The organism is Flavobacterium sp., from assembly GCF_027484705.1.
Taxonomy (GTDB): Bacteria; Bacteroidota; Bacteroidia; order Flavobacteriales; family Flavobacteriaceae; genus Flavobacterium.
The window spans coordinates 132,582-150,505 of the sequence record NZ_JAIXSL010000018.1 but is presented as its reverse complement, the minus strand read 5'-3'; the positions used below and the strand labels follow the sequence as shown (position 1 = coordinate 150,505).

Genomic DNA, 17,924 nt, shown 5'->3' with positions numbered 1-17,924 from the left:
TTCAAACCAAAAGCCAGACGGTGTTCGCCACCTAAATTCAATGTATACGAGAAATCACCATACACATTGTTTTCTTCCACGGGGCCAATTTTATCAGAGATTATCGAAAGTCCGACACCGACATTTTTCCCGACAGGCAATGATCCTGAAAGTGAGAAGGTTGCCGGAGCGTCTTCGATGTCTACCCATTGTTTTCTGTATAACAATCCGAAAGACAAATTCTCTTTCGAACCTGCGTAGGCCGGATTAATCACGTTCATATTATACATATACTGCGTGTAGTGCGGGTCTTGCTGGGCGTTGGCGTCGATACCCAACAACGTGGCGAAGAGTAAGATGAAATAGGTTTTTTTCATGGCTTGCGTTTTAAAAATTTCATACAATATAGAATATTATTTATTGATGTATACCCAGCCGGTTTTTGATTTACCGGTTTCAAAATTAATCACATAATAATAAGTTCCGTCAGGTAGTTCTTTTCCGTTATTGGTTGTTCCGTCCCATTCTTTTTTATAATCGGATTTGGAATAGACTTCTGTTCCATATCGATTGAAAATTTGCAACTGTTTTACATTTAAATTACTCAAATCGAAAAAATCATTCAAGTCATCGGTATTGGGAGAAATTCCTTTTGGGATTTTGCAATACACCGATGGAATATTGATCACTTGTTCAACGCTACAGCCATTGTTGTTCACTACAATTACTTTAAAATCTCCTTTTTCTGTGATAATTATCGAAGCAGCATTCGAGATGATTTCGTTGGTTGCATTGTACCAAGTGTAAGTAGCATTTGAAACTTCATTTTGGTTCACACTCAAAACAAAATTCTCTCCGTCACAACCCGCATGGATTGTAAATTCTGGAGCTTCAATGATGTTAACCGTCAAAATAAAATTTGAGGCACAAGTATTTACAATGGGTGTGAAAGTATAAATGCTTTGACCTAAAACGGAATAGTTAATAGTGTCTGGTGACCAAAATCCGGGAATACCATTGTCAGAAGTTGTAGGAAGCGCTATTGGCGGAACTTCACTGACGGGTTGTAAACAAGTTGTAATCGTGTTCCCAAAATCGAAAGTGGGGATGATGTTCGCATTGATAATGACTACCTCTAAAGTGTTTGTGGTCGCGCATTGTCCGGGATTTGGTGTAAAAGTATAGGTTGTAGTTGCCATGTTGTTGTACATTGGCGACCAGCTTCCTAAAATTCCTTCAGTTGATAAAAGAGGTAACGGATCGCTGATAATGCCACCTTCGCAAAAAGGTCCGACTGGTCCGAAGGTTGGTGTGATTTTCGGGTTGACGACGAGTTCAAAAGTAGTACCGCCGCCACATTGGTCAGGCGCAGGATTGAAAGTATAAGTGGTCGTAGTAGTGTTATCGAATGCTGGAGTCCAGAATCCCGCGATGTTGTTTAATGAAACCGTCGGCAATGGGCTTACAGTTGTTCCTTCGCAAATCGGGTTGATGTTGAATGTGGGTGTGACAGGAGTCAGAATAGTTACCTGCAAAGTCACTGAAGTACCGCATTGGTTCGCGTTGGGTTGAAAGGTGTAGGTGCCTGATGTCGTATTGTTAATTACAGTCGGTGTCCAAACGCCTGTGATTCCGTTTGGAGAAGTAGCTTGCAATATGGGAGCAGTAGCGCCAGAACAAAGATTTAAACGGGTTGGAAAATCAGGTACCGCTCCCGAATTGACCGTGACGATCACTGATGCAGAAAGGGAACAAGCACTTGGAGTGCCTCTAAAAGCAATGTCATCAATGGCAAAATCATTTCCTATTTCATCTGTTTTGCGATCATACAGACAAATTTGAGCTGTAGTATTCGTTCCTGAAAACCAGTTATAATTTCGGGGTTCCCAATCGCAGGTCGTCCCCGGAGCCAATTGGGTGGCAATAGTTTGTCCGTTAATAACCACAGCAATATTCGCAGGAACCGGTAAGGCAACCGTTTGGATCCAATAACTAAACGTATAATTCTGATTGGGCGTTACCGGAATGGTCTGGCACCAAAACTTATCATTGCCGGCATTGATGTTCGAACCATCCATCACAAGCATATTTCCAGTTCCCAAAGTATGGTCGGTACAATCTGAAAAAAAAGACGACCAGTCATGAGCATTGGTCGTGATGCCATAAGCGCGTTGTAAGGCAGACGGATTGCTCGGATTGTAATAAACATAATCGGTCACAAACCCCATATTTCCCGCAGAAAAATCACCATTAAAAACAAGATTGTTATTGCTTGAACTGGTTGATGTTACAGTATAAGTTGTAGTCACATCGGGTGTTACCGTAGGGTTTGTACTATTGCTTACCAAAGAATCATCGAAAGGGTTTGAAGTCCAGGTGTATCCGTTTCCGCCGCTGACACTTAATGTCGTGCTTCCATTCGGACAGATTGAAACCGGATTGCTCACCGTAAGATTAGGAGGATTGGTCAATAAGATATTGTTGATCGTGATTTCCCCATCGGCGCCTTCAAGAATATTTAGCGAATAATTTCCTGCCGCTAATCCCGTAAAAATGCCGCTGCCATTATTGACGCTACCCGACGGACCGGTTAAAGTAAATACGTAAGGCGCATTGCCACCCGCACCATAACCTACAATACTGCCGTCAGAAGTGCCTGTGCAAGAAGGATTGATACTCGAATAATTTAAAGTAAAAGGCAATGGTGGGCCAGTCAACGTGACATCATCTATGGCGAAATCATTTCCGATTTCTGCCGTTGTGGAGTTCCACAATTCAAAATTAACACAGTTGTTGCCCGGTGTAAAACTATAAATCACTTGTTGCCAACCCTCAGCAGGCAAAGGCGCTAAAGTACTTCCGGAAATTAAGGTAACATTGTTGGCGTGGTTAAATTCGTAACCGATATTGGCCCTGCTCTGCACCGAAAGCGATTTGATCCAATAACTGAAAATATAAGTAGCTCCGATCGTTAAATTGCAAATTCCGCCGCCATTGTTGCCCGCGCGCCAGAAACGTTGGTTGCCTCCGGTAGTAGTTCCATCCACGATGAGCATGTTTCCGGTTCCACTGGTATGATCGCCACCCGGTGAAAAATTAGTATTCATGGCTACCGGATTGTTGGTCACGGCATAATTTCCCCCTAAAGTTGCGCCTGAAAAAGGAGGTGTGATTTCGTTATAACAACAACTGTTGACGTTAAACCCGACGCCATTGCCACCGCTTTCGAAATCACCATTGTTGATGAGGTTTTGAGCCTTAACAGAGCAAAAGGCCAGAAATAAAATGCTACTGAATAAAGAATATTTTTTGCCCATAAAACTATACGATAGTAAATGTGAAACATGAAAATATAAAACACAATCTTCAAATATAGGCACAATAATTTTTCCTCACAATCTTGTAGTTCATTAATATGAAATGGAAAAAAATAAATTTCAATACTAAAATCACATCAGACCAAATTTTGTAAAGCAATTGATTGAAAATACGGAATGGCAGGCAGGGTCGCCAAAAAAATCTATTGCTTAGTGATATTCGTCAAAACTGCTTTTTCAGGATAGTTGACAACTTCAAGTATAATCGCTTGGTTTTTAGTAGTTTTTCCTTCAATGATGTAACGCTTTCCGTTTCCAACAGCGATATTGCTTTTGTCGAAATCGACATCGCCATAAGTCAAAGTGTTTTTGATATCAGTGCTGTCCATCCACTTTTCGGAAAGAATTTGCTCGGCGCGGTCGGAATATTGGAAAGGTTTGTTCCTGAGATCATTGAGCACGCGGGCATTAGGAAAATAATTGCAACGCGTATCTTTTCCGATAAACATTGCGGTAACGAAAAACAATCCCATCGTGAATCCGATCAGGTAATAGGCGAAACGGTGGCGTAATCTCATGTTGAATTTTTAACTAAAGTTGAGTCGAACCTAATGGTCCAGAGCGCGCAAAGGTAAAGGAAAGTTTGCTTAAAACACAATTAAATTGATGTCGCTGTCTGGCAAATCAAACCAATCGCCAATGGCTTTGTTGGTCAGGATTCCGTGGTATAAATACACTCCATTTTTTAAGCCTTTGTTGCAACGGATCGCACTTTCAATCCCGCCGTCTTCCGCAATTTGCAACAAGTATGGTGTAATGATATTACTGATCGAAAGCGAAGCCGTTTTGGAATAACGCGACGGAATATTCGGCACACAATAATGCACAATGTCGTGTTTGATGAACGTCGGTTTCTCGTGTGTGGTGACTTCTGAAGTCTCGAAACAGCCTCCGGTATCAATGCTGACATCTACAATCACGGCACCTTTCTTCATGTGTTCGACCATGGTTTCAGTCACAACCACCGGACAACGTTCTTTGCCGCGCATCGCTCCAATGGCCACATCACAACGACGCAAAGCCTTGAGTAATGCTTTAGGTTGGATTGTCGAAGTAAAAATGCGTTGGTTTAAGTTGTTCTGCAAACGTCTCAATTTGGTAATCGAGTTGTCGAAAACTTTGACATTGGCTCCCAATCCAAGCGCAGTTTTGGCAGCGAATTCGCCGACTGTTCCCGCGCCTAAAATGACAACATCAGTAGGAGGAACGCCGGTAATATTCCCGAACAGCAATCCTTTTCCGAACAGGTTGTTGATCATGAGTTCAGCCGCAACAAGGATCGAAGCCGTTCCTGCAATTTCACTTAAAGATTTCACGGCAGGATACGATCCATCTTCATCTTTGATGTATTCAAAAGCGAGTGCGGTGATTTTCTTTTTCATCAGCACATCGAAATATTCTTTTTTGCGTGTTTTCAATTGTATCGCAGAAATGACAATCGTTTCAGGATTGACCATCTTAATTTCTTCGCGTGTCAGCGGTTCCACTTTGAGCAACATCGGGCAACTGAGTACTTTTTTGGTATCGCTCGTGATTTCCGCGCCTGCATCGCTGTATTCCTTATCGCTGTAACTCGCGCTGAGTCCGGCACCCGATTCGAGCATCACGCGATGGCCATGCGAAGTCAACGAATTGACGGCATCCGGCGTCAGACAAATGCGGCGTTCCTGATAACTGGTTTCTTTGGGAATGCCGATGAAGAGTTCGCTTTTGTGCCTTGCGATTTCGAGTTTCTCTTCCTGCGGGAGCAGTTGTTGTTTGGTGAAAGGAGTTAACGCCATAATGCTACATGCTAATTTCGGTCTAAGTTATAAAAAAAGGTTTATTCCAACCTACTTTTTCGAGGATCAAAATGAAAATAAAATGCCATTTGATTATCGGAATTCAAGTTCACGATCGCCGTTAGGAAGTGCTTTTATTTTCACGGTACTGTGTTCGTGCGGAACCAAAGTTGGGATTTTTTCAGGCCATTCAATGAAGCACCAATGATCCGAATAAAGGTATTCGTCCATGCCCATATCGTAGGCTTCGTGTTCGTTTTTGAGGCGGTACATATCGAAGTGGTAGACTAAATCTTCGGTATCCGTCTGGTATTCATTCACCAATGAAAAAGTCGGGCTGCTCGTAGCATTATCTACGCCAAGTTTTTTGGTTAAAGCTTTGATTAACGTTGTTTTACCGGCGCCCATTTCACCGTAAAATAAAATTACTTTTTTAGGTTTTTTATCAAGAATTTGTTGGGCAATCTGGTGTATATCGTCCAATGAAAACGTAAGCGTCATATCTTTTTGGGTTTTTAACAGTACAAAAATAGTTTAAAAAAAGAACCGCTGCGTCACAGATTTAAAAATTGAATGAACAATCTTGAAGCTGTGAAACTGCGGCCTGAATTTCATTAAAAAAATACTATTTCGGATTAAACACTAGCAGCGGCACAATCATTTCCTCGAGCGAAATCCCACCATGCTGATACGTATTTCGGTAATAACTCACATAATGGTTGTAATTGTTGACGTAAGCCAGAAAATAATCATTCTTCGCAAAAATATAAGAACTACTCATATTAATCGCGGGTAAACCGATGCTTTTCGGATCGCGCACCGCATATACATCGCGGTCTTCGTAAGTCAGGCTTCTACCAGTTTTATAGCGCAGGTTGAGGCTCGTGTTTTTGTCGCCAATGACTTTCGATGGGTTTTTGACGTTGATGGTTCCGTGGTCGGTCGTAATGATCAGTTTGAATCCTAATTTTTGCGCTTGTTGGATAATCTCCAGTAAAGGCGAATTTTTAAACCAACTCAATGTCAGCGAACGATACGCTTTGTCATCAGACGCGAGTTCTTTGACGACATCCATTTCGGTTTTGGCATGCGAGAGCATATCGACGAAATTGTAAACTACCGTCACAAGGTCATTGTCTTTGAGTGCTTTGAAATTTTCAGCAAGTTTTTTCCCGTTCGCCAGATTGGTGATTTTGAAATATTCCTGTTTGATGTTTAACCCGAGACGCTTTAAATGTGCGGTTAAGAATTCGGCTTCGTAAAGGTTTTTTCCGCCTTCCTCCACGTCGTTTTTCCAGTATTGCGGAAACTGTTTTTCCATTTCCAGAGGTGTCAATCCTGAGAAAATGGCGTTTCTGGCGTATTGCGTAGCGGTTGGTAAAATGGCGTAATAAGGCACTTCTTTTTCTAATTTGTAATGGTTGGCGACAACGCTTTCAATGACTTTCCATTGGTCATATCTTAAGTTGTCAATCACCACAAACAAGATCGATTTGTCTTTTTTGGTAATCTCGGGAACCACCAATTCACGGAACAAATTATGCGATAGAATGGGTTTGTCAGCTTTCGGTATGAACCAGTCTTCATAGTTTTTTTCGATGAATTTTCCGAACTGCGTATTGGCTTCGACTTTTTGCGATTCGAGGATTTCAACCATGCTTTGGTCTTGGATATTCTCGAGTTCCAGTTCCCAGAAAATCAGTTTTTTATAACATTCAACCCATTCTTCATAGGAATTTACTACAGCCATTTCCATAGCAATTTTTCGGAATTCCTTCTGGTAATCGAGCGTGGTTTTTTCGGATACCAATCGGGTATGGTCGAGGTTTTTTTTAATGCTGAGCAGGATTTGGTTCGGATTGACGGGCTTGATCAGATAATCCGCAATCTTAGAACCGATGGCTTCTTCCATAATATATTCCTCTTCACTTTTGGTAATCATGATTACGGGTGTCGAAGATTTTTTCTCTTTGATTTCAGACAAAGTTTCCAGACCGCTCATGCCCGGCATATTTTCATCCAGAAAAACGATGTCGAAATCGCCCGCATCAAACATATCGATGGCATCCCGGCCATTGTTGCAGGTGGTAACATTGAAATCTTTCTTTTCGAGAAACAGGATGTGGGGTTTTAGTAAATCAATTTCATCATCGACCCAAAGTATTTTGATTTGATCCATTTTTTTGTATTGAGATTTTGAATGGTTTAACGCAGGAAAGCTGTCAAATATACAACGGCTAGTTCTTAAAGTTATTGTAAAGTTGTTTTTGGAACCAAAAAATCTGCAGATCATCGGTTTTATTGCTTTTACTGCAGAAAATTCACCTGATTGTTTACATTTGTTTTCCAAAATTTTAAGTATAACCAAAATGGATTCTATGGTAGATTCAGTATACCACTATTTTAAGGCCGAAAAAAAGGATAGCGCTTACTGTATTTTTATGGGTTTGTTTTCGTTGGTGCTCATGGTTTATTTTTTGGCCAAAGGCACTCCTTTCTACAACGGAATTTCGTATGCGTTCGCAGCCATTGGCGTAATCCAGTTGGTTGTTGGCGGCATGGTTTACCTGCGAAGCGATATGGATATTGTAAGCATCAGCTATTTCATCCAGAAAGATTTCGACATGATTAAGGACAAGGAAATCCCGCGGATGGAAATGCATGTCAAAAACCTCGCGCTTTATTTTAAGGCTGAAATCGGTTGCATTGCTTTAGGTTTGATGCTGTGGTTTTTTTGTCCTTCACTTTCTTTAGGAAAAGGCATCGGTATTGGGCTGGTGATACAGTCTTCAATGATGTGTTTTTTAGATTACCTTGCAGAGCAAAGAGGCAAAGTCTATCTCGATTTTTTAAAGTCATTATTAAAACAGGAGCCATGAAAAGAATAATTTCGTTATTAATTGTATTGGCCGTTTTTCAAATGCATGGCCAAGCGGTGTATAATTCGAGCCAGTACGCGGCTATCGGCGATCTTTTTTACAATACTTCGGCAAGCGAATTGACACTTGATTATGAAAGTACAGGCACCAATTTCAATTGGAATTTCGCTACTTTGACAGGCACTTCGCAAACGGAACTGCAATTCAGAAATCCCACTTCGACGGGTTTCTTATGGCTTTTCATCTACAATACCAACAATACGAATTTGTCGTCCACCACCAATGAAACGCCAACGTTGAATATTCCGGGACAAGTTGTCGGCATTACGGCTGCGAACAATTATTATAAAAAATCCACAGCCGATCTGAGACAGACTGGAAGCGCTTATAAGGTCGATTACAACGGAACCCAGATTCCAATCACAAATCAGTATGCAGATTCCGACATCATTTATCATTTCCCAATTCAATACGGAAATACCGATACCGACAATTCGGCTTACACGATTGATATCCCGACCTTATTGCATCAGGAAAACACATTGGTGCGCACGAACGAAGTCGATGGTTGGGGAAGCCTGACAACGCCTTATGGTTCGTTTTCCAATGTATTGCGCATGAAAACGACTTTGGTTTCGAACGATTCGATTGCGCTTTTAGGAACGGGATTGCCAAGAACGATCCGCACTACCCGCGAACTCAAATGGTTTGACACTACCAAAAAGCAACCTGTTCTTGTCGTTACGCAAAGCAATGCCACAGGGAATTGGGTCACTACAAATGTCACCTATTTAGACAACCAGCGCGATTTTGCCACGACGGCACTTTTTACGCATGCACCAGCAAATCCGGCTGCGGGCGAGGAAGTTTATTTCCAGAATTTAAGCACCAATGCCACCACTTACAGTTGGAATTTCGGAGATCCGACCAGCGGTGCCGCCAATACCAGTTCGGAAGCCTATCCAACCCATACTTTTGCAGCGGATGGTGTTTATACGGTGCAGCTTACCGCTAGCAACGGTTCATTCACGGATACTTATACCTTCACGATTGTCATAGGAAATTTGAGCGTCAATCAAAATAGCGTTGCAAACGATGCTGTTGTTTATCCAAACCCGTTTAATGCACAGTTCCGATTGAATATCCGATGGGAGAATGCCGATTATTTGTTGACGGATATGAATGGCCGTCAGATTTTCACAGGAAAGAACATCGAGCGACAGGATTTTTCTGCGTTACCAACCGGGACATATATTTTAACCGCTTGGGACAATCAAAAAATAAAACGATATAAAATCATCAAAGAGTAAACCGCTCCAAGGTTGTTAAATTTTAAAAAACCTCAATAATTAGAAATACTTTTCGTTTCTCATTTCGTACCTACTATCTACTTTTATTATTAATATTATGGGCTCTATTTTCAAATTAATTATTGTCTTGAGTTTTTCAATATTAGGCTCTTATCTGATCAGTAAGTTGCTGTATACCGTTTCGGATAAGCACAAAAGAAATCCGATAGTTTCCGAACCCGAACCGGAAACGTTGCCGCAAAATCAAATAGAAAAACAAGAAACAGATACTAAAGATCTTTAAATGATTTTATCTCACGGAATTTGATATTTTTACCATGATTCTTTTACAAATCTCCTTTAAGAATATCAGGATGATTTTTGTAACAAAAAGAATATTCCAAGACTGATGGTAATTAAATTTAAATTTCTTTAGTATGAAAAGCACTGCTCTCAAAGTCTGTCTGTTACTGACTTTCTTTTTTCAAATCATTTTTGTGCATGCACAACAAGCGCCGGTCGTATCCAAATACAACTATCATGATACGTTTTCACCAGATTTTTATACAAAGAACGGCACCGACACACGTTCCGCAAGCGGACAGCCCGGGCCGAAATACTGGCAGAACAGGGCAGATTATCAGTTGACCGCACAGCTCAATGAAGCTACGAATGAAATTCAAGGAACAGAGACACTAACATACACCAACAACAGTCCGGATGCCTTGTCTTTTCTATGGATGCATTTAGACCAGAATGCGTTCAAATCCGATTCGCGCGGCAATGCCGTAATCAGTCTTTCAGGAAGCAGGGGCGGAACTAAGGGCGAGATCCTTGACGGCGGTTTCAAAATCAAATCCGTTTCAATCGTTTCGACGGTCAACGGAAAACCTGCTGAAAAAGAAGTGAAGTTCGTCATTTCTGATACGCGCATGCAAATCCAGTTACCACAAGACCTGAAATCTGGTGGGGCGAGCATCAAAGTAAAAATTGCCTTCTCCTACATTTCCCCAAAATATGGCTCTGACCGCACCGGAGTTCAGGATACCAAAAACGGAAAAATCTTCACGATTGCACAATGGTATCCGAGAATGTGTGTTTATGACGATGTCAGAGGCTGGAACACCAATCCATATATAGGTGCGGAATTTTATTTAGAGTACGGCGATTTCGATGTCGCGATTACGGCACCTTCAGGCCATATCGTGGTTTGTTCAGGCGAATTGCAAAATCCCTCAGAAGTATACACGGCAGAACAACAAAAACGTTGGGCAACCGCTAAGCAAAGCGACAAAACCGTGATCATCCGTTCCGCGGAAGAAGTGACCAGTCCGGCTTCACGCCCAGCAGGAAAATCTACGCTGACTTGGCGTTTCAAAATCAAAAATGCGCGCGATGTTTCCTGGGCTTCTTCAGCAGCTTTTATTGTGGATGCCGCGAGAATCAACCTGCCAAGCGGAAAAAAATCATTAGCGATTTCTACTTATCCTGTGGAAAGCAATGGCGATGCTGCTTGGGGCAGGGCCACTGAGTATACGAAAGCATCGATTGAAAACTATTCAAAACGTTGGTTCGAATTTCCTTATCCTGCAGCGACAAACGTAGCCGGAAACGAAGGCGGAATGGAATATCCGGGAATTGTTTTCTGTGAATACACTTCAAAAGGAAACGATCTTTGGGGCGTGACCGATCACGAGTTCGGACACAGCTGGTTTCCAATGATTGTGGGTTCTAACGAGCGTTTGTTTGCCTGGATGGATGAAGGATTCAATACGTTCATCAATTCGTTGAGCGCTGAGGATTTTAATAACGGCGAGTACAAAGGACGTGTCGACAATATGAACAACAGCGCCGTGTTTTTAACCGATCCGAATCTTGAAACGGTTTATAGTACACCTGATGCTATGAAAGAAGAAAGCATCGGCCTATTGTGCTACTACAAACCAGGTTCCGGGCTGACAATGTTGCGCGAGCAGATTTTAGGAAAAGAGCGTTTTGATTATGCGTTCCGTACTTACATCGCGCGTTGGGCGTTCAAGCATCCAACTCCGGATGACTTTTTCAGGACTATGGAAAATGTCGGTGGTGAAGATCTAAACTGGTTCTGGAGAGGCTGGTTCATCAACAATTGGAGACTAGATCAAGGCATCCGCAAAGTAAAATACCTCAAAAACGATCCGGCAAAAGGCGCGTTAATTACGATTGACAATCTTGAAAAAATGGCGATGCCTGTAGTATTGGAAATCAAAACCAAAAGCGGCAAAACTTCAGAGGTGAAGCTTCCTGTAGAAGTTTGGATGCGCAATGATTCCTGGACCATCAAATCCGGAACGACTGAAGAAATAGAAAGCATCACGATTGATCCGAACCACAATTTTCCGGATTATAATGTGGCTAACAACACTTGGGCTGCAGGCAAAGGTGAATTGGAGAAAGACGTCATCCTCGATCCTTATTTGGGCACTTTTTCAAGCAAACAAATTCCAATCAAAATCACTTTCACTGAAGAAAACAATATGCTCAAAGGTGTCGCTACCGGACAAGGGCCAATTTATTTAGAGCCTGCGGGTAAAGACCGATTCACGGATACGGCTTATGGTATCGAAATTCAGTTCAACGAAGCCAAAACCGAAATGAAGTTGATTCAGGGTGCTGAAATTTTATTTACGAGAGAGCAATAAAACAAGCCATTAAAAATAACAATTCCACTAATTCCCTCAGATTTAATCCGGGAGAATTAGTGGAATTCGTGTTTTTATGAATTAATTTACTTTGGCGTTTTGCCTTTAAAGCATTAACAGTGAAGCGTTAATTATTATTAAGGTTGTTCGGTTGGGAATTTTGAAATATCCATATAAAAAACTTCCCAGGTGTGCCCGTCAAAATCTTCAATAGTTCGCTGTTGCATAAAACCGTAATCTTTCATTCCGCTGGGTTCTGTTCCACCGGCGTTAAGTCCGTTTGTTACAATGTTATTTACTTCGTCAACACTATCAACCGATAAAGAAAAAAGCCCTGCAACATTTGATTTTGTATCTGCAATTGGTTTGGTTGCAAAAGTGGCAAACTTCTCGTGGGTTAAAAGCATTGCATAAATGTTTTCACTCCAAACCATGCATTTTCCCGAGTTGTCCGAAAATTTGGGATTGTTGGTAAAGCCCAATGCAGTATAAAAGTCCATAGATTTTTGAAGGTCTTTTACTGCTAAATTGATGAAAATTTGTCTCGCCATTTTTTTGAAATCAAGTTGTTATAAGTTACTATAAATTTTGTTTTTTCTTCAGAATTAAGGAACTGATCAATGCGATGACCAATCCGATAGGTAAGATTTCTGCATATGTCATTAGTATCACCATAATTGGGTTTTTATACCATTCCGCGTAGGTTTTCATTTCCTGTTGTTTGGCCATCAATTCAGCTCCGGTGATACCACTTTCCTGCGCGTGCTTCAATTCGAGTGCGGTGTATTTATCCATAAAATCTGGGAAGAAAGCGTAATATTCAACGAGCCAAACCGCAACGTAGCAAGAAGAGGCGATGATGCTGATCAAAGCCCCGATTTTAAAAGCGTTTCCGAAAGTGATGGCGCCTCCGTTTTGTTTGTCCCTGAAATTCCTGATACCCAGAAAAACAAACGTAAATGCAATAAACATTCCCGTAAATCCGAGCACCATTGAAGGTTTGAAATCCGGATTGCTGTAATACATAAAGGTTCCGTAGACCATAAATAAGGTCACGATGAAACCGGCGATTAGCCCGTAAGTAATAATGATTTTTTTCATAACAGATGAATTAAGTTAGTACCGCAAAGGTTAGTATTCGCATGGCAAAATCACTCATACTTAAGGATGATTTTATAAAAACCGAACTAAAGTACTAAGGTAAAATATGGCGTTTTTTAGCGGTTTCAATCGCTTGCGTCCTTCGTTTGACATCGAGTTTTTCAAACAAATTCGCGGCATGTGATTTCACCGTACTCAGCGAAACGAACAATAACGCGGCAATTTCCTGATTGCTTTTTCCTGCAGCCATCAATGTTAGCACTTCGAGTTCCCTTTTGCTGATTTTGAGTTGGCTTAAGGTTTCCTCATTGCGTGTAAATGGAATGTCACGCACCAAAACCTCTTTTTCAACAATAATGGTTTCAACTTTCGGGCTAGTGATTTTATTCGTGAGCCAAACGCCTAGAGCCGTAAAAAGTATGGCAATCGCGCCTACGTAAACCTCAAATTGATGGCTGAAAATGAGTAACCGGAGTTCGAGCCAGCGCAATAAAAAAAAGAGCAGCGCTAAAGATATTCCGTAGCCAATGCTCTCTTTGTATTTTTTGAAGGTCAATAACATGACGCTGAGCGGTTATTCAATGTTAAAATTGATTGGGTAATTGTAAAGGCAACGCACGGGTTTACCATCTTTCATCGCCGGTTCCCAAGTTTTTTTGAACAGCTTGAGTACACGAACGGTTTCGCCTTTCATCGTTTCGATTTGGTCAGCTTCGTTGATTTTTTCGTCCTGTGTTGCTATTTTCACGACATCAGTTTTGATGTAATCTTTAACGTTGATATGAAACGCTTTAATTTCCGTCATGCTTCCATCAGGTTCGATGATGAAACTAGAGAAAATTGTAATTTTTTTGTTTTTGATTGCCGGTGGGAATTTGAAATTATCACTGATGAACATCGAAAGCGTATAATTTCCTTCTTTGATTTGCGGCTTGACATCGACCTCTGTCGAACGATAAGTTTTTTCAACCGGTGTTGGCGTTGCAGTTACTGTTGAAGCATCCTGCGCATGGGCATGAATCGTAAAACCGAGCAATAGGAGAAGTAATTTTTTCATGTTTTGTTGGTAAAGATTTCAAAAATAAAGAATTAATAGTTACCAATTTTAATTTTTTAGCAATAAAATTAAAGTTGATTTGTGGCGTTTTAAAATTAATAGCGGGCAAAGTAGGGGAAAGCCGTCATCGCATGTTTTACAAAAGAACATCGATAAAAAAATAGCAACTTAAAGGGAACACTATGGTTTAAATTACGCTAATCTATTAATTTCAATATTATGAAAACCCTTTTTGAACCCATCGAAAAAGAGCGCATCCAAACGCTTAAATTTCCCCACAGCGAAGTTTTACAGGACAATCACGCCATCCACCAGCGCCATTCCGATCTGAATCGCGCACAGGCATTAGGCAATCTGGAACATTCCAAAATCAAAATCTTTTTTGAAGACAGCCAATCCAAACGCATGGTCGAAACTACGGTTTGGGCCGTGACCGATAAAAGCGTCATTCTCAAGCAAGGCGTTGGCATTCCGATTCACAGGATTTATATGTCAATTTGAAGACAATAAAAAAGCACCGATACGATGACCGGTGCTTTTTCTTTTATAATGAATTTGTATTATTTCACAAGTTCCGCCTGATTTCTGAAAACCAGTTTTCCGTCAAAAGCATCAATCAACACGATGCTGTCGGTCGAGATTTTTCCTGCCAGAATTTCTTTCGACAATTCGTTTAAGACTTCTCTTTGAATCACCCGTTTCACCGGACGTGCTCCAAATTGCGGATCGTAACCTTTCTGAGAAAGATATTCGATGGCTTCTGGTGTCGCATCCATTGTGATGCCTTGTTGCGCAAGCATTTTGGTGACACTTTTGAGTTGCAATCCTACGATTTGTGCGATGTTGGCATTCGTTAACGGCGTAAACATCACAATCTCATCGATGCGGTTGATGAATTCCGGGCGCACCGTTTGTTTGAGCAAACCTAACACTTCGACTTTCGCAGCTTCGGTTGCGGCTTCGATGCCACCTTTTAAATTCTCGAATTTCTCTTGGATGATTTGGCTTCCTATATTCGAAGTCATGATAATGATCGTATTTTTGAAATCCGCCAATCGGCCTTTGTTGTCGGTCAATCGTCCTTCATCAAGCACTTGTAATAGAATATTGAAAGTATCGGGATGCGCTTTTTCAATCTCGTCGAGCAAAATCACGGAATACGGTTTTCTTCTGACGGCTTCGGTGAGTTGTCCGCCTTCGTCGTAACCTACATAACCCGGAGGCGCTCCGACCAAACGGCTCACGCTGTGGCGTTCCTGATATTCGCTCATATCGATTCTCGTCATCGCATTCTCATCATCGAACAAATATTCCGCTAAAGCTTTGGCCAATTCGGTTTTTCCGACACCGGTGGTTCCGAGGAATAAAAACGTTCCGACTGGTTTTTTCATGTCTTGTAAACCGGCGCGGCTTCTGCGAACGGCGTCGCTTACGGCCACAATTGCTTCTTCCTGACCCACGACACGTTTGTGCAATTCACCTTCCAAACGCAAGAGTTTTTCGCGTTCGCCTTGCAGCATTTTGGTGACGGGAATTCCGGTCCATTTGGCGACGACTTCAGCGATATCTTCACGTGTGACTTCTTCTTTAATCAATGAAGTTCCGGATTGGTTCTCGAGCAGTTGTTTCTGCAAAACATCCAATCTTGCTTGCGCTTCTTTAATTTTTCCGTAACGGATTTCGGCTACTTTTCCGTAATCGCCATCGCGTTCGGCACGTTCGGCTTCGTATTTAAAATCTTCGATTTCGGTTTTCACGGCCTGGATGTTATCGACGACATCTTTTTCGGATTTCCATTTGGCGAAGATCTCGTTGCGGCTTTCTTTGAGGTTCGCGAGTTCCATGCCGAGACCTTTGAGTTTGCTTTCGTCTTTTTCGCGTTTGATCGCTTCGATTTCGATTTCGAGTTGCATGATTTTTCGATCAAAAACGTCGAGTTCTTCAGGTTTTGAATTGATTTCCATTCTCAATTTTGACGCAGCTTCGTCCATCAAATCGATGGCTTTATCGGGAAGAAAACGGTTCGTGATGTAGCGTTGCGATAACTCTACAGCCGCGATGATCGCTTCGTCTTTGATCTGCACTTTGTGGTGCGTTTCGTATTTTTCCTTGATGCCACGCAGAATTGAAATGGCGCTTTCAGTATCAGGTTCTTCCACCATGACTTTCTGGAAACGTCGTTCGAGCGCTTTGTCTTTCTCGAAATATTTTTGGTATTCGTCTAAAGTTGTGGCACCGATGGCTCTGAGTTCGCCACGCGCCAAGGCTGGTTTTAAAATATTCGCGGCATCCATCGCGCCTTCGCCACCGCCGGCACCGACAAGTGTGTGGATTTCGTCAATGAATAAAACGATATCGCCTTCGGCAGCCGTGACTTCTTTGACAACCGATTTCAATCGTTCTTCGAATTCGCCTTTGTATTTCGCTCCGGCAATCAGCGCGCCCATATCGAGCGAGAACACGATTTTGTCTTTTAGGTTTTCGGGTACGTCGCCATCTACGATTCGGTGCGCCAAACCTTCGGCAATTGCGGTTTTACCAACGCCGGGTTCGCCGACAAGCATTGGGTTGTTTTTGGTGCGTCGGGTCAGGATTTGCAAAACACGACGAATTTCCTCGTCACGTCCGATGACAGGATCGAGTTTGCCGTTTTTGGCGAGTTCGTTGAGGTTTTTCGCGTATTTGTTTAAGGCGTTGTAAGTTTCTTCAGCCGAAGCGGAAGTCACGCGTTCGCCTTTGCGCAATTCGTCAATCGCGGCTTGTAGTCCTTTTTCGGTGACACCTTGGTCTTTGAGGATTTGCGCGATTTTACTTTTGGAGGCAAAAATGGCTAGGATCAAATGTTCGACTGAAACGAATTCGTCGTTCATTTTTTTGGCGATGATTTCGGCTTCGTTTAACGTGGCGTTCGCGGTTCTCGAAAGCATCACATCGGCGCCCGAAACTTTCGGAAAACTTTGCAAAGTGCTGTCGAGGATTTGCTGCACAAGCGAAACATTTACGTTGAGTTTTTTCAATAGGAACGGGAGCACGTTCTCATCGACCTCAAAGATGGCTTTGAAAAGATGCTCGTTTTCAATCTGTTGGTGTCCTAAACTTTGGGCCAGCTGTTGCGATTGTTGGATCGCTTCCTGGGATTTGATGGTGAATTTATTAATGTTCATGTTTTTTGGGTTTTTAGTTGTGTTTAAAAGAAGTAACTTTGGCTGCATTTTGTCAATAGTTGTTCCAAGGATGAAATCAGGACAAAGTGTCTGTTATCAAGGGTTTACAAGCGACAAAATGACTTAAAACACGACAAAATGAGTTTATTTTCTTCTTTATTTGGCGGTTCGGAAAATCAAAACGAACGAACTTCAAACGTTCACTGGATTCCATTGACGGATTTGGGCCAACTGAATGAAATCATCACGCTTTCTTCTGAAAAACCGGTTTTGATCTTCAAGCATAGTACGACTTGTGGCATCAGCAAAATGGCGTTGAAACAGTTTGAAAGCCAGTTTGACCTTAATGATAAAGTCACATCGTATTTCTTGGATTTGCTGGCGTATCGTTCAATCTCAAATGAAGTCGCCACACGCTTTAACATCACGCACCAATCGCCGCAATTGTTGTTGATTGTAGACGGGAATTGTGTTTATGATGCGTCGCACGGAGCGATTGATGTGGAGGATTTGCGTGCGCAGTTGAATTTGCGTTAGGGGTAGCAGCAGTTGTCTGAGCTCTTATTGCGCCGGCGTTCGGCGTAAAAAAGCGAGTGCGGATGGCCCGACCGTCAGG

16 protein-coding genes are annotated in these 17,924 nt (G+C 42.0%); 5 read left to right on the top strand and 11 right to left on the bottom strand.

Features of this window, described 5'->3' with window-relative positions; all coding sequences use genetic code 11:
- From Q0058_RS11635 to Q0058_RS11610, 6 genes are all read right to left on the bottom strand, one after another.
- The coding region (locus Q0058_RS11635) for a PorP/SprF family type IX secretion system membrane protein (RefSeq protein WP_298224109.1) at window positions 1-356 on the bottom strand (356 nt) is incomplete at its 3' end.
- A gap of 36 nt (window positions 357-392) precedes the next feature.
- Window positions 393-3,296 carry a gliding motility-associated C-terminal domain-containing protein gene (locus tag Q0058_RS11630; RefSeq protein WP_298224107.1) on the bottom strand — a complete coding sequence of 968 codons (2,904 nt, stop codon included), beginning with the start codon at window positions 3,294-3,296 and terminating at the stop codon, window positions 393-395.
- A 203-nt stretch (window positions 3,297-3,499) separates the two neighbouring features.
- Window positions 3,500-3,874 carry a DUF4258 domain-containing protein gene (locus Q0058_RS11625; RefSeq protein ID WP_298224105.1) on the bottom strand — a complete coding sequence of 125 codons (375 nt, stop codon included), beginning with the start codon at window positions 3,872-3,874 and terminating at the stop codon, window positions 3,500-3,502.
- 69 nt (window positions 3,875-3,943) lie between these two features.
- Window positions 3,944-5,137: an alanine dehydrogenase gene (locus tag Q0058_RS11620; RefSeq protein ID WP_298224103.1), complete on the bottom strand. Its 1,194-nt coding sequence runs from the start codon at window positions 5,135-5,137 to the stop codon at window positions 3,944-3,946.
- Between the two features lie 93 nt (window positions 5,138-5,230).
- Window positions 5,231-5,638 (bottom strand): tRNA (adenosine(37)-N6)-threonylcarbamoyltransferase complex ATPase subunit type 1 TsaE, encoded by a 408-nt coding sequence (gene tsaE / locus Q0058_RS11615; protein WP_298224101.1) that lies wholly within the window; start codon window positions 5,636-5,638, stop codon window positions 5,231-5,233.
- 124 nt (window positions 5,639-5,762) lie between these two features.
- Window positions 5,763-7,316, bottom strand: a complete 1,554-nt coding sequence (locus Q0058_RS11610; RefSeq protein ID WP_298224099.1) for a bifunctional response regulator/alkaline phosphatase family protein — start codon at window positions 7,314-7,316, stop codon at window positions 5,763-5,765.
- A 199-nt stretch (window positions 7,317-7,515) separates the two neighbouring features.
- Between Q0058_RS11610 and Q0058_RS11605 the strand changes: the two genes are divergently transcribed.
- From Q0058_RS11605 to Q0058_RS11595, 3 genes are all read left to right on the top strand, one after another.
- On the top strand, window positions 7,516-8,016 hold the full coding sequence (locus Q0058_RS11605) for a hypothetical protein (RefSeq protein WP_298224097.1): 501 nt from the start codon (window positions 7,516-7,518) through the stop codon (window positions 8,014-8,016).
- Entirely contained in the window at window positions 8,013-9,326 is a 1,314-nt protein-coding gene (locus Q0058_RS11600; protein ID WP_298224095.1) for a PKD domain-containing protein, read from the top strand. Before Q0058_RS11605 ends, Q0058_RS11600 begins: the two co-directional genes overlap by 4 nt.
- 416 nt (window positions 9,327-9,742) lie before the next feature.
- Window positions 9,743-11,986, top strand: coding sequence for a M1 family metallopeptidase (locus Q0058_RS11595; RefSeq protein ID WP_298224093.1), 2,244 nt, complete (start codon window positions 9,743-9,745; stop codon window positions 11,984-11,986).
- 137 nt (window positions 11,987-12,123) lie between these two features.
- On the opposite strand, the gene Q0058_RS11590 is transcribed toward Q0058_RS11595, so the two are convergent.
- From Q0058_RS11590 to Q0058_RS11575, 4 genes are all read right to left on the bottom strand, one after another.
- On the bottom strand, window positions 12,124-12,537 hold the full coding sequence (locus tag Q0058_RS11590; protein ID WP_298224091.1) for a VOC family protein: 414 nt from the start codon (window positions 12,535-12,537) through the stop codon (window positions 12,124-12,126).
- Between the two features lie 28 nt (window positions 12,538-12,565).
- Entirely contained in the window at window positions 12,566-13,087 is a 522-nt protein-coding gene (locus tag Q0058_RS11585) for a DUF4199 domain-containing protein (protein WP_298224089.1), read from the bottom strand.
- A gap of 94 nt (window positions 13,088-13,181) precedes the next feature.
- A complete protein-coding gene (locus Q0058_RS11580; protein ID WP_298224087.1) occupies window positions 13,182-13,649 on the bottom strand; it encodes a LuxR C-terminal-related transcriptional regulator in 468 nt (155 codons plus the stop codon).
- 12 nt (window positions 13,650-13,661) lie between these two features.
- Window positions 13,662-14,144 (bottom strand): hypothetical protein, encoded by a 483-nt coding sequence (locus Q0058_RS11575; RefSeq protein WP_298224085.1) that lies wholly within the window; start codon window positions 14,142-14,144, stop codon window positions 13,662-13,664.
- A 219-nt stretch (window positions 14,145-14,363) separates the two neighbouring features.
- On the opposite strand from Q0058_RS11575, the gene Q0058_RS11570 reads away from it, so the two are divergent.
- Complete coding sequence (locus Q0058_RS11570; protein ID WP_298224083.1) at window positions 14,364-14,645, top strand: hypothetical protein; 282 nt, start codon at window positions 14,364-14,366, stop codon at window positions 14,643-14,645.
- A gap of 59 nt (window positions 14,646-14,704) precedes the next feature.
- Here the strand turns inward: Q0058_RS11570 and clpB are convergent, their stop codons facing one another.
- Window positions 14,705-17,308 carry an ATP-dependent chaperone ClpB gene (clpB, locus tag Q0058_RS11565; protein WP_298224081.1) on the bottom strand — a complete coding sequence of 868 codons (2,604 nt, stop codon included), beginning with the start codon at window positions 17,306-17,308 and terminating at the stop codon, window positions 14,705-14,707.
- A gap of 138 nt (window positions 17,309-17,446) precedes the next feature.
- On the opposite strand from clpB, the gene ytxJ reads away from it, so the two are divergent.
- Window positions 17,447-17,845, top strand: coding sequence for a bacillithiol system redox-active protein YtxJ (gene ytxJ, locus Q0058_RS11560; RefSeq protein WP_298224079.1), 399 nt, complete (start codon window positions 17,447-17,449; stop codon window positions 17,843-17,845).
- Window positions 17,846-17,924 lie beyond the last annotated feature (79 nt).

What these genes read in the sequence shown, in the direction of transcription:
- Q0058_RS11630 (WP_298224107.1), bottom strand. Translation starts at nt 3,296, where the DNA reads ATGGGCAAAAAATATTCTTTATTCAGTAGCATTTTATTTCTGGCCTTT.
- Q0058_RS11625 (WP_298224105.1), bottom strand. Translation starts at nt 3,874, where the DNA reads ATGAGATTACGCCACCGTTTCGCCTATTACCTGATCGGATTCACGATG.
- Q0058_RS11620 (WP_298224103.1), bottom strand. Translation starts at nt 5,137, where the DNA reads ATGGCGTTAACTCCTTTCACCAAACAACAACTGCTCCCGCAGGAAGAG.
- tsaE (WP_298224101.1), bottom strand. Translation starts at nt 5,638, where the DNA reads ATGACGCTTACGTTTTCATTGGACGATATACACCAGATTGCCCAACAA.
- Q0058_RS11610 (WP_298224099.1), bottom strand. Translation starts at nt 7,316, where the DNA reads ATGGATCAAATCAAAATACTTTGGGTCGATGATGAAATTGATTTACTA.
- Q0058_RS11605 (WP_298224097.1), top strand. Translation starts at nt 7,516, where the DNA reads ATGGTAGATTCAGTATACCACTATTTTAAGGCCGAAAAAAAGGATAGC.
- Q0058_RS11600 (WP_298224095.1), top strand. Translation starts at nt 8,013, where the DNA reads ATGAAAAGAATAATTTCGTTATTAATTGTATTGGCCGTTTTTCAAATG.
- Q0058_RS11595 (WP_298224093.1), top strand. Translation starts at nt 9,743, where the DNA reads ATGAAAAGCACTGCTCTCAAAGTCTGTCTGTTACTGACTTTCTTTTTT.
- Q0058_RS11590 (WP_298224091.1), bottom strand. Translation starts at nt 12,537, where the DNA reads ATGGCGAGACAAATTTTCATCAATTTAGCAGTAAAAGACCTTCAAAAA.
- Q0058_RS11585 (WP_298224089.1), bottom strand. Translation starts at nt 13,087, where the DNA reads ATGAAAAAAATCATTATTACTTACGGGCTAATCGCCGGTTTCATCGTG.
- Q0058_RS11580 (WP_298224087.1), bottom strand. Translation starts at nt 13,649, where the DNA reads ATGTTATTGACCTTCAAAAAATACAAAGAGAGCATTGGCTACGGAATA.
- Q0058_RS11575 (WP_298224085.1), bottom strand. Translation starts at nt 14,144, where the DNA reads ATGAAAAAATTACTTCTCCTATTGCTCGGTTTTACGATTCATGCCCAT.
- Q0058_RS11570 (WP_298224083.1), top strand. Translation starts at nt 14,364, where the DNA reads ATGAAAACCCTTTTTGAACCCATCGAAAAAGAGCGCATCCAAACGCTT.
- clpB (WP_298224081.1), bottom strand. Translation starts at nt 17,308, where the DNA reads ATGAACATTAATAAATTCACCATCAAATCCCAGGAAGCGATCCAACAA.
- ytxJ (WP_298224079.1), top strand. Translation starts at nt 17,447, where the DNA reads ATGAGTTTATTTTCTTCTTTATTTGGCGGTTCGGAAAATCAAAACGAA.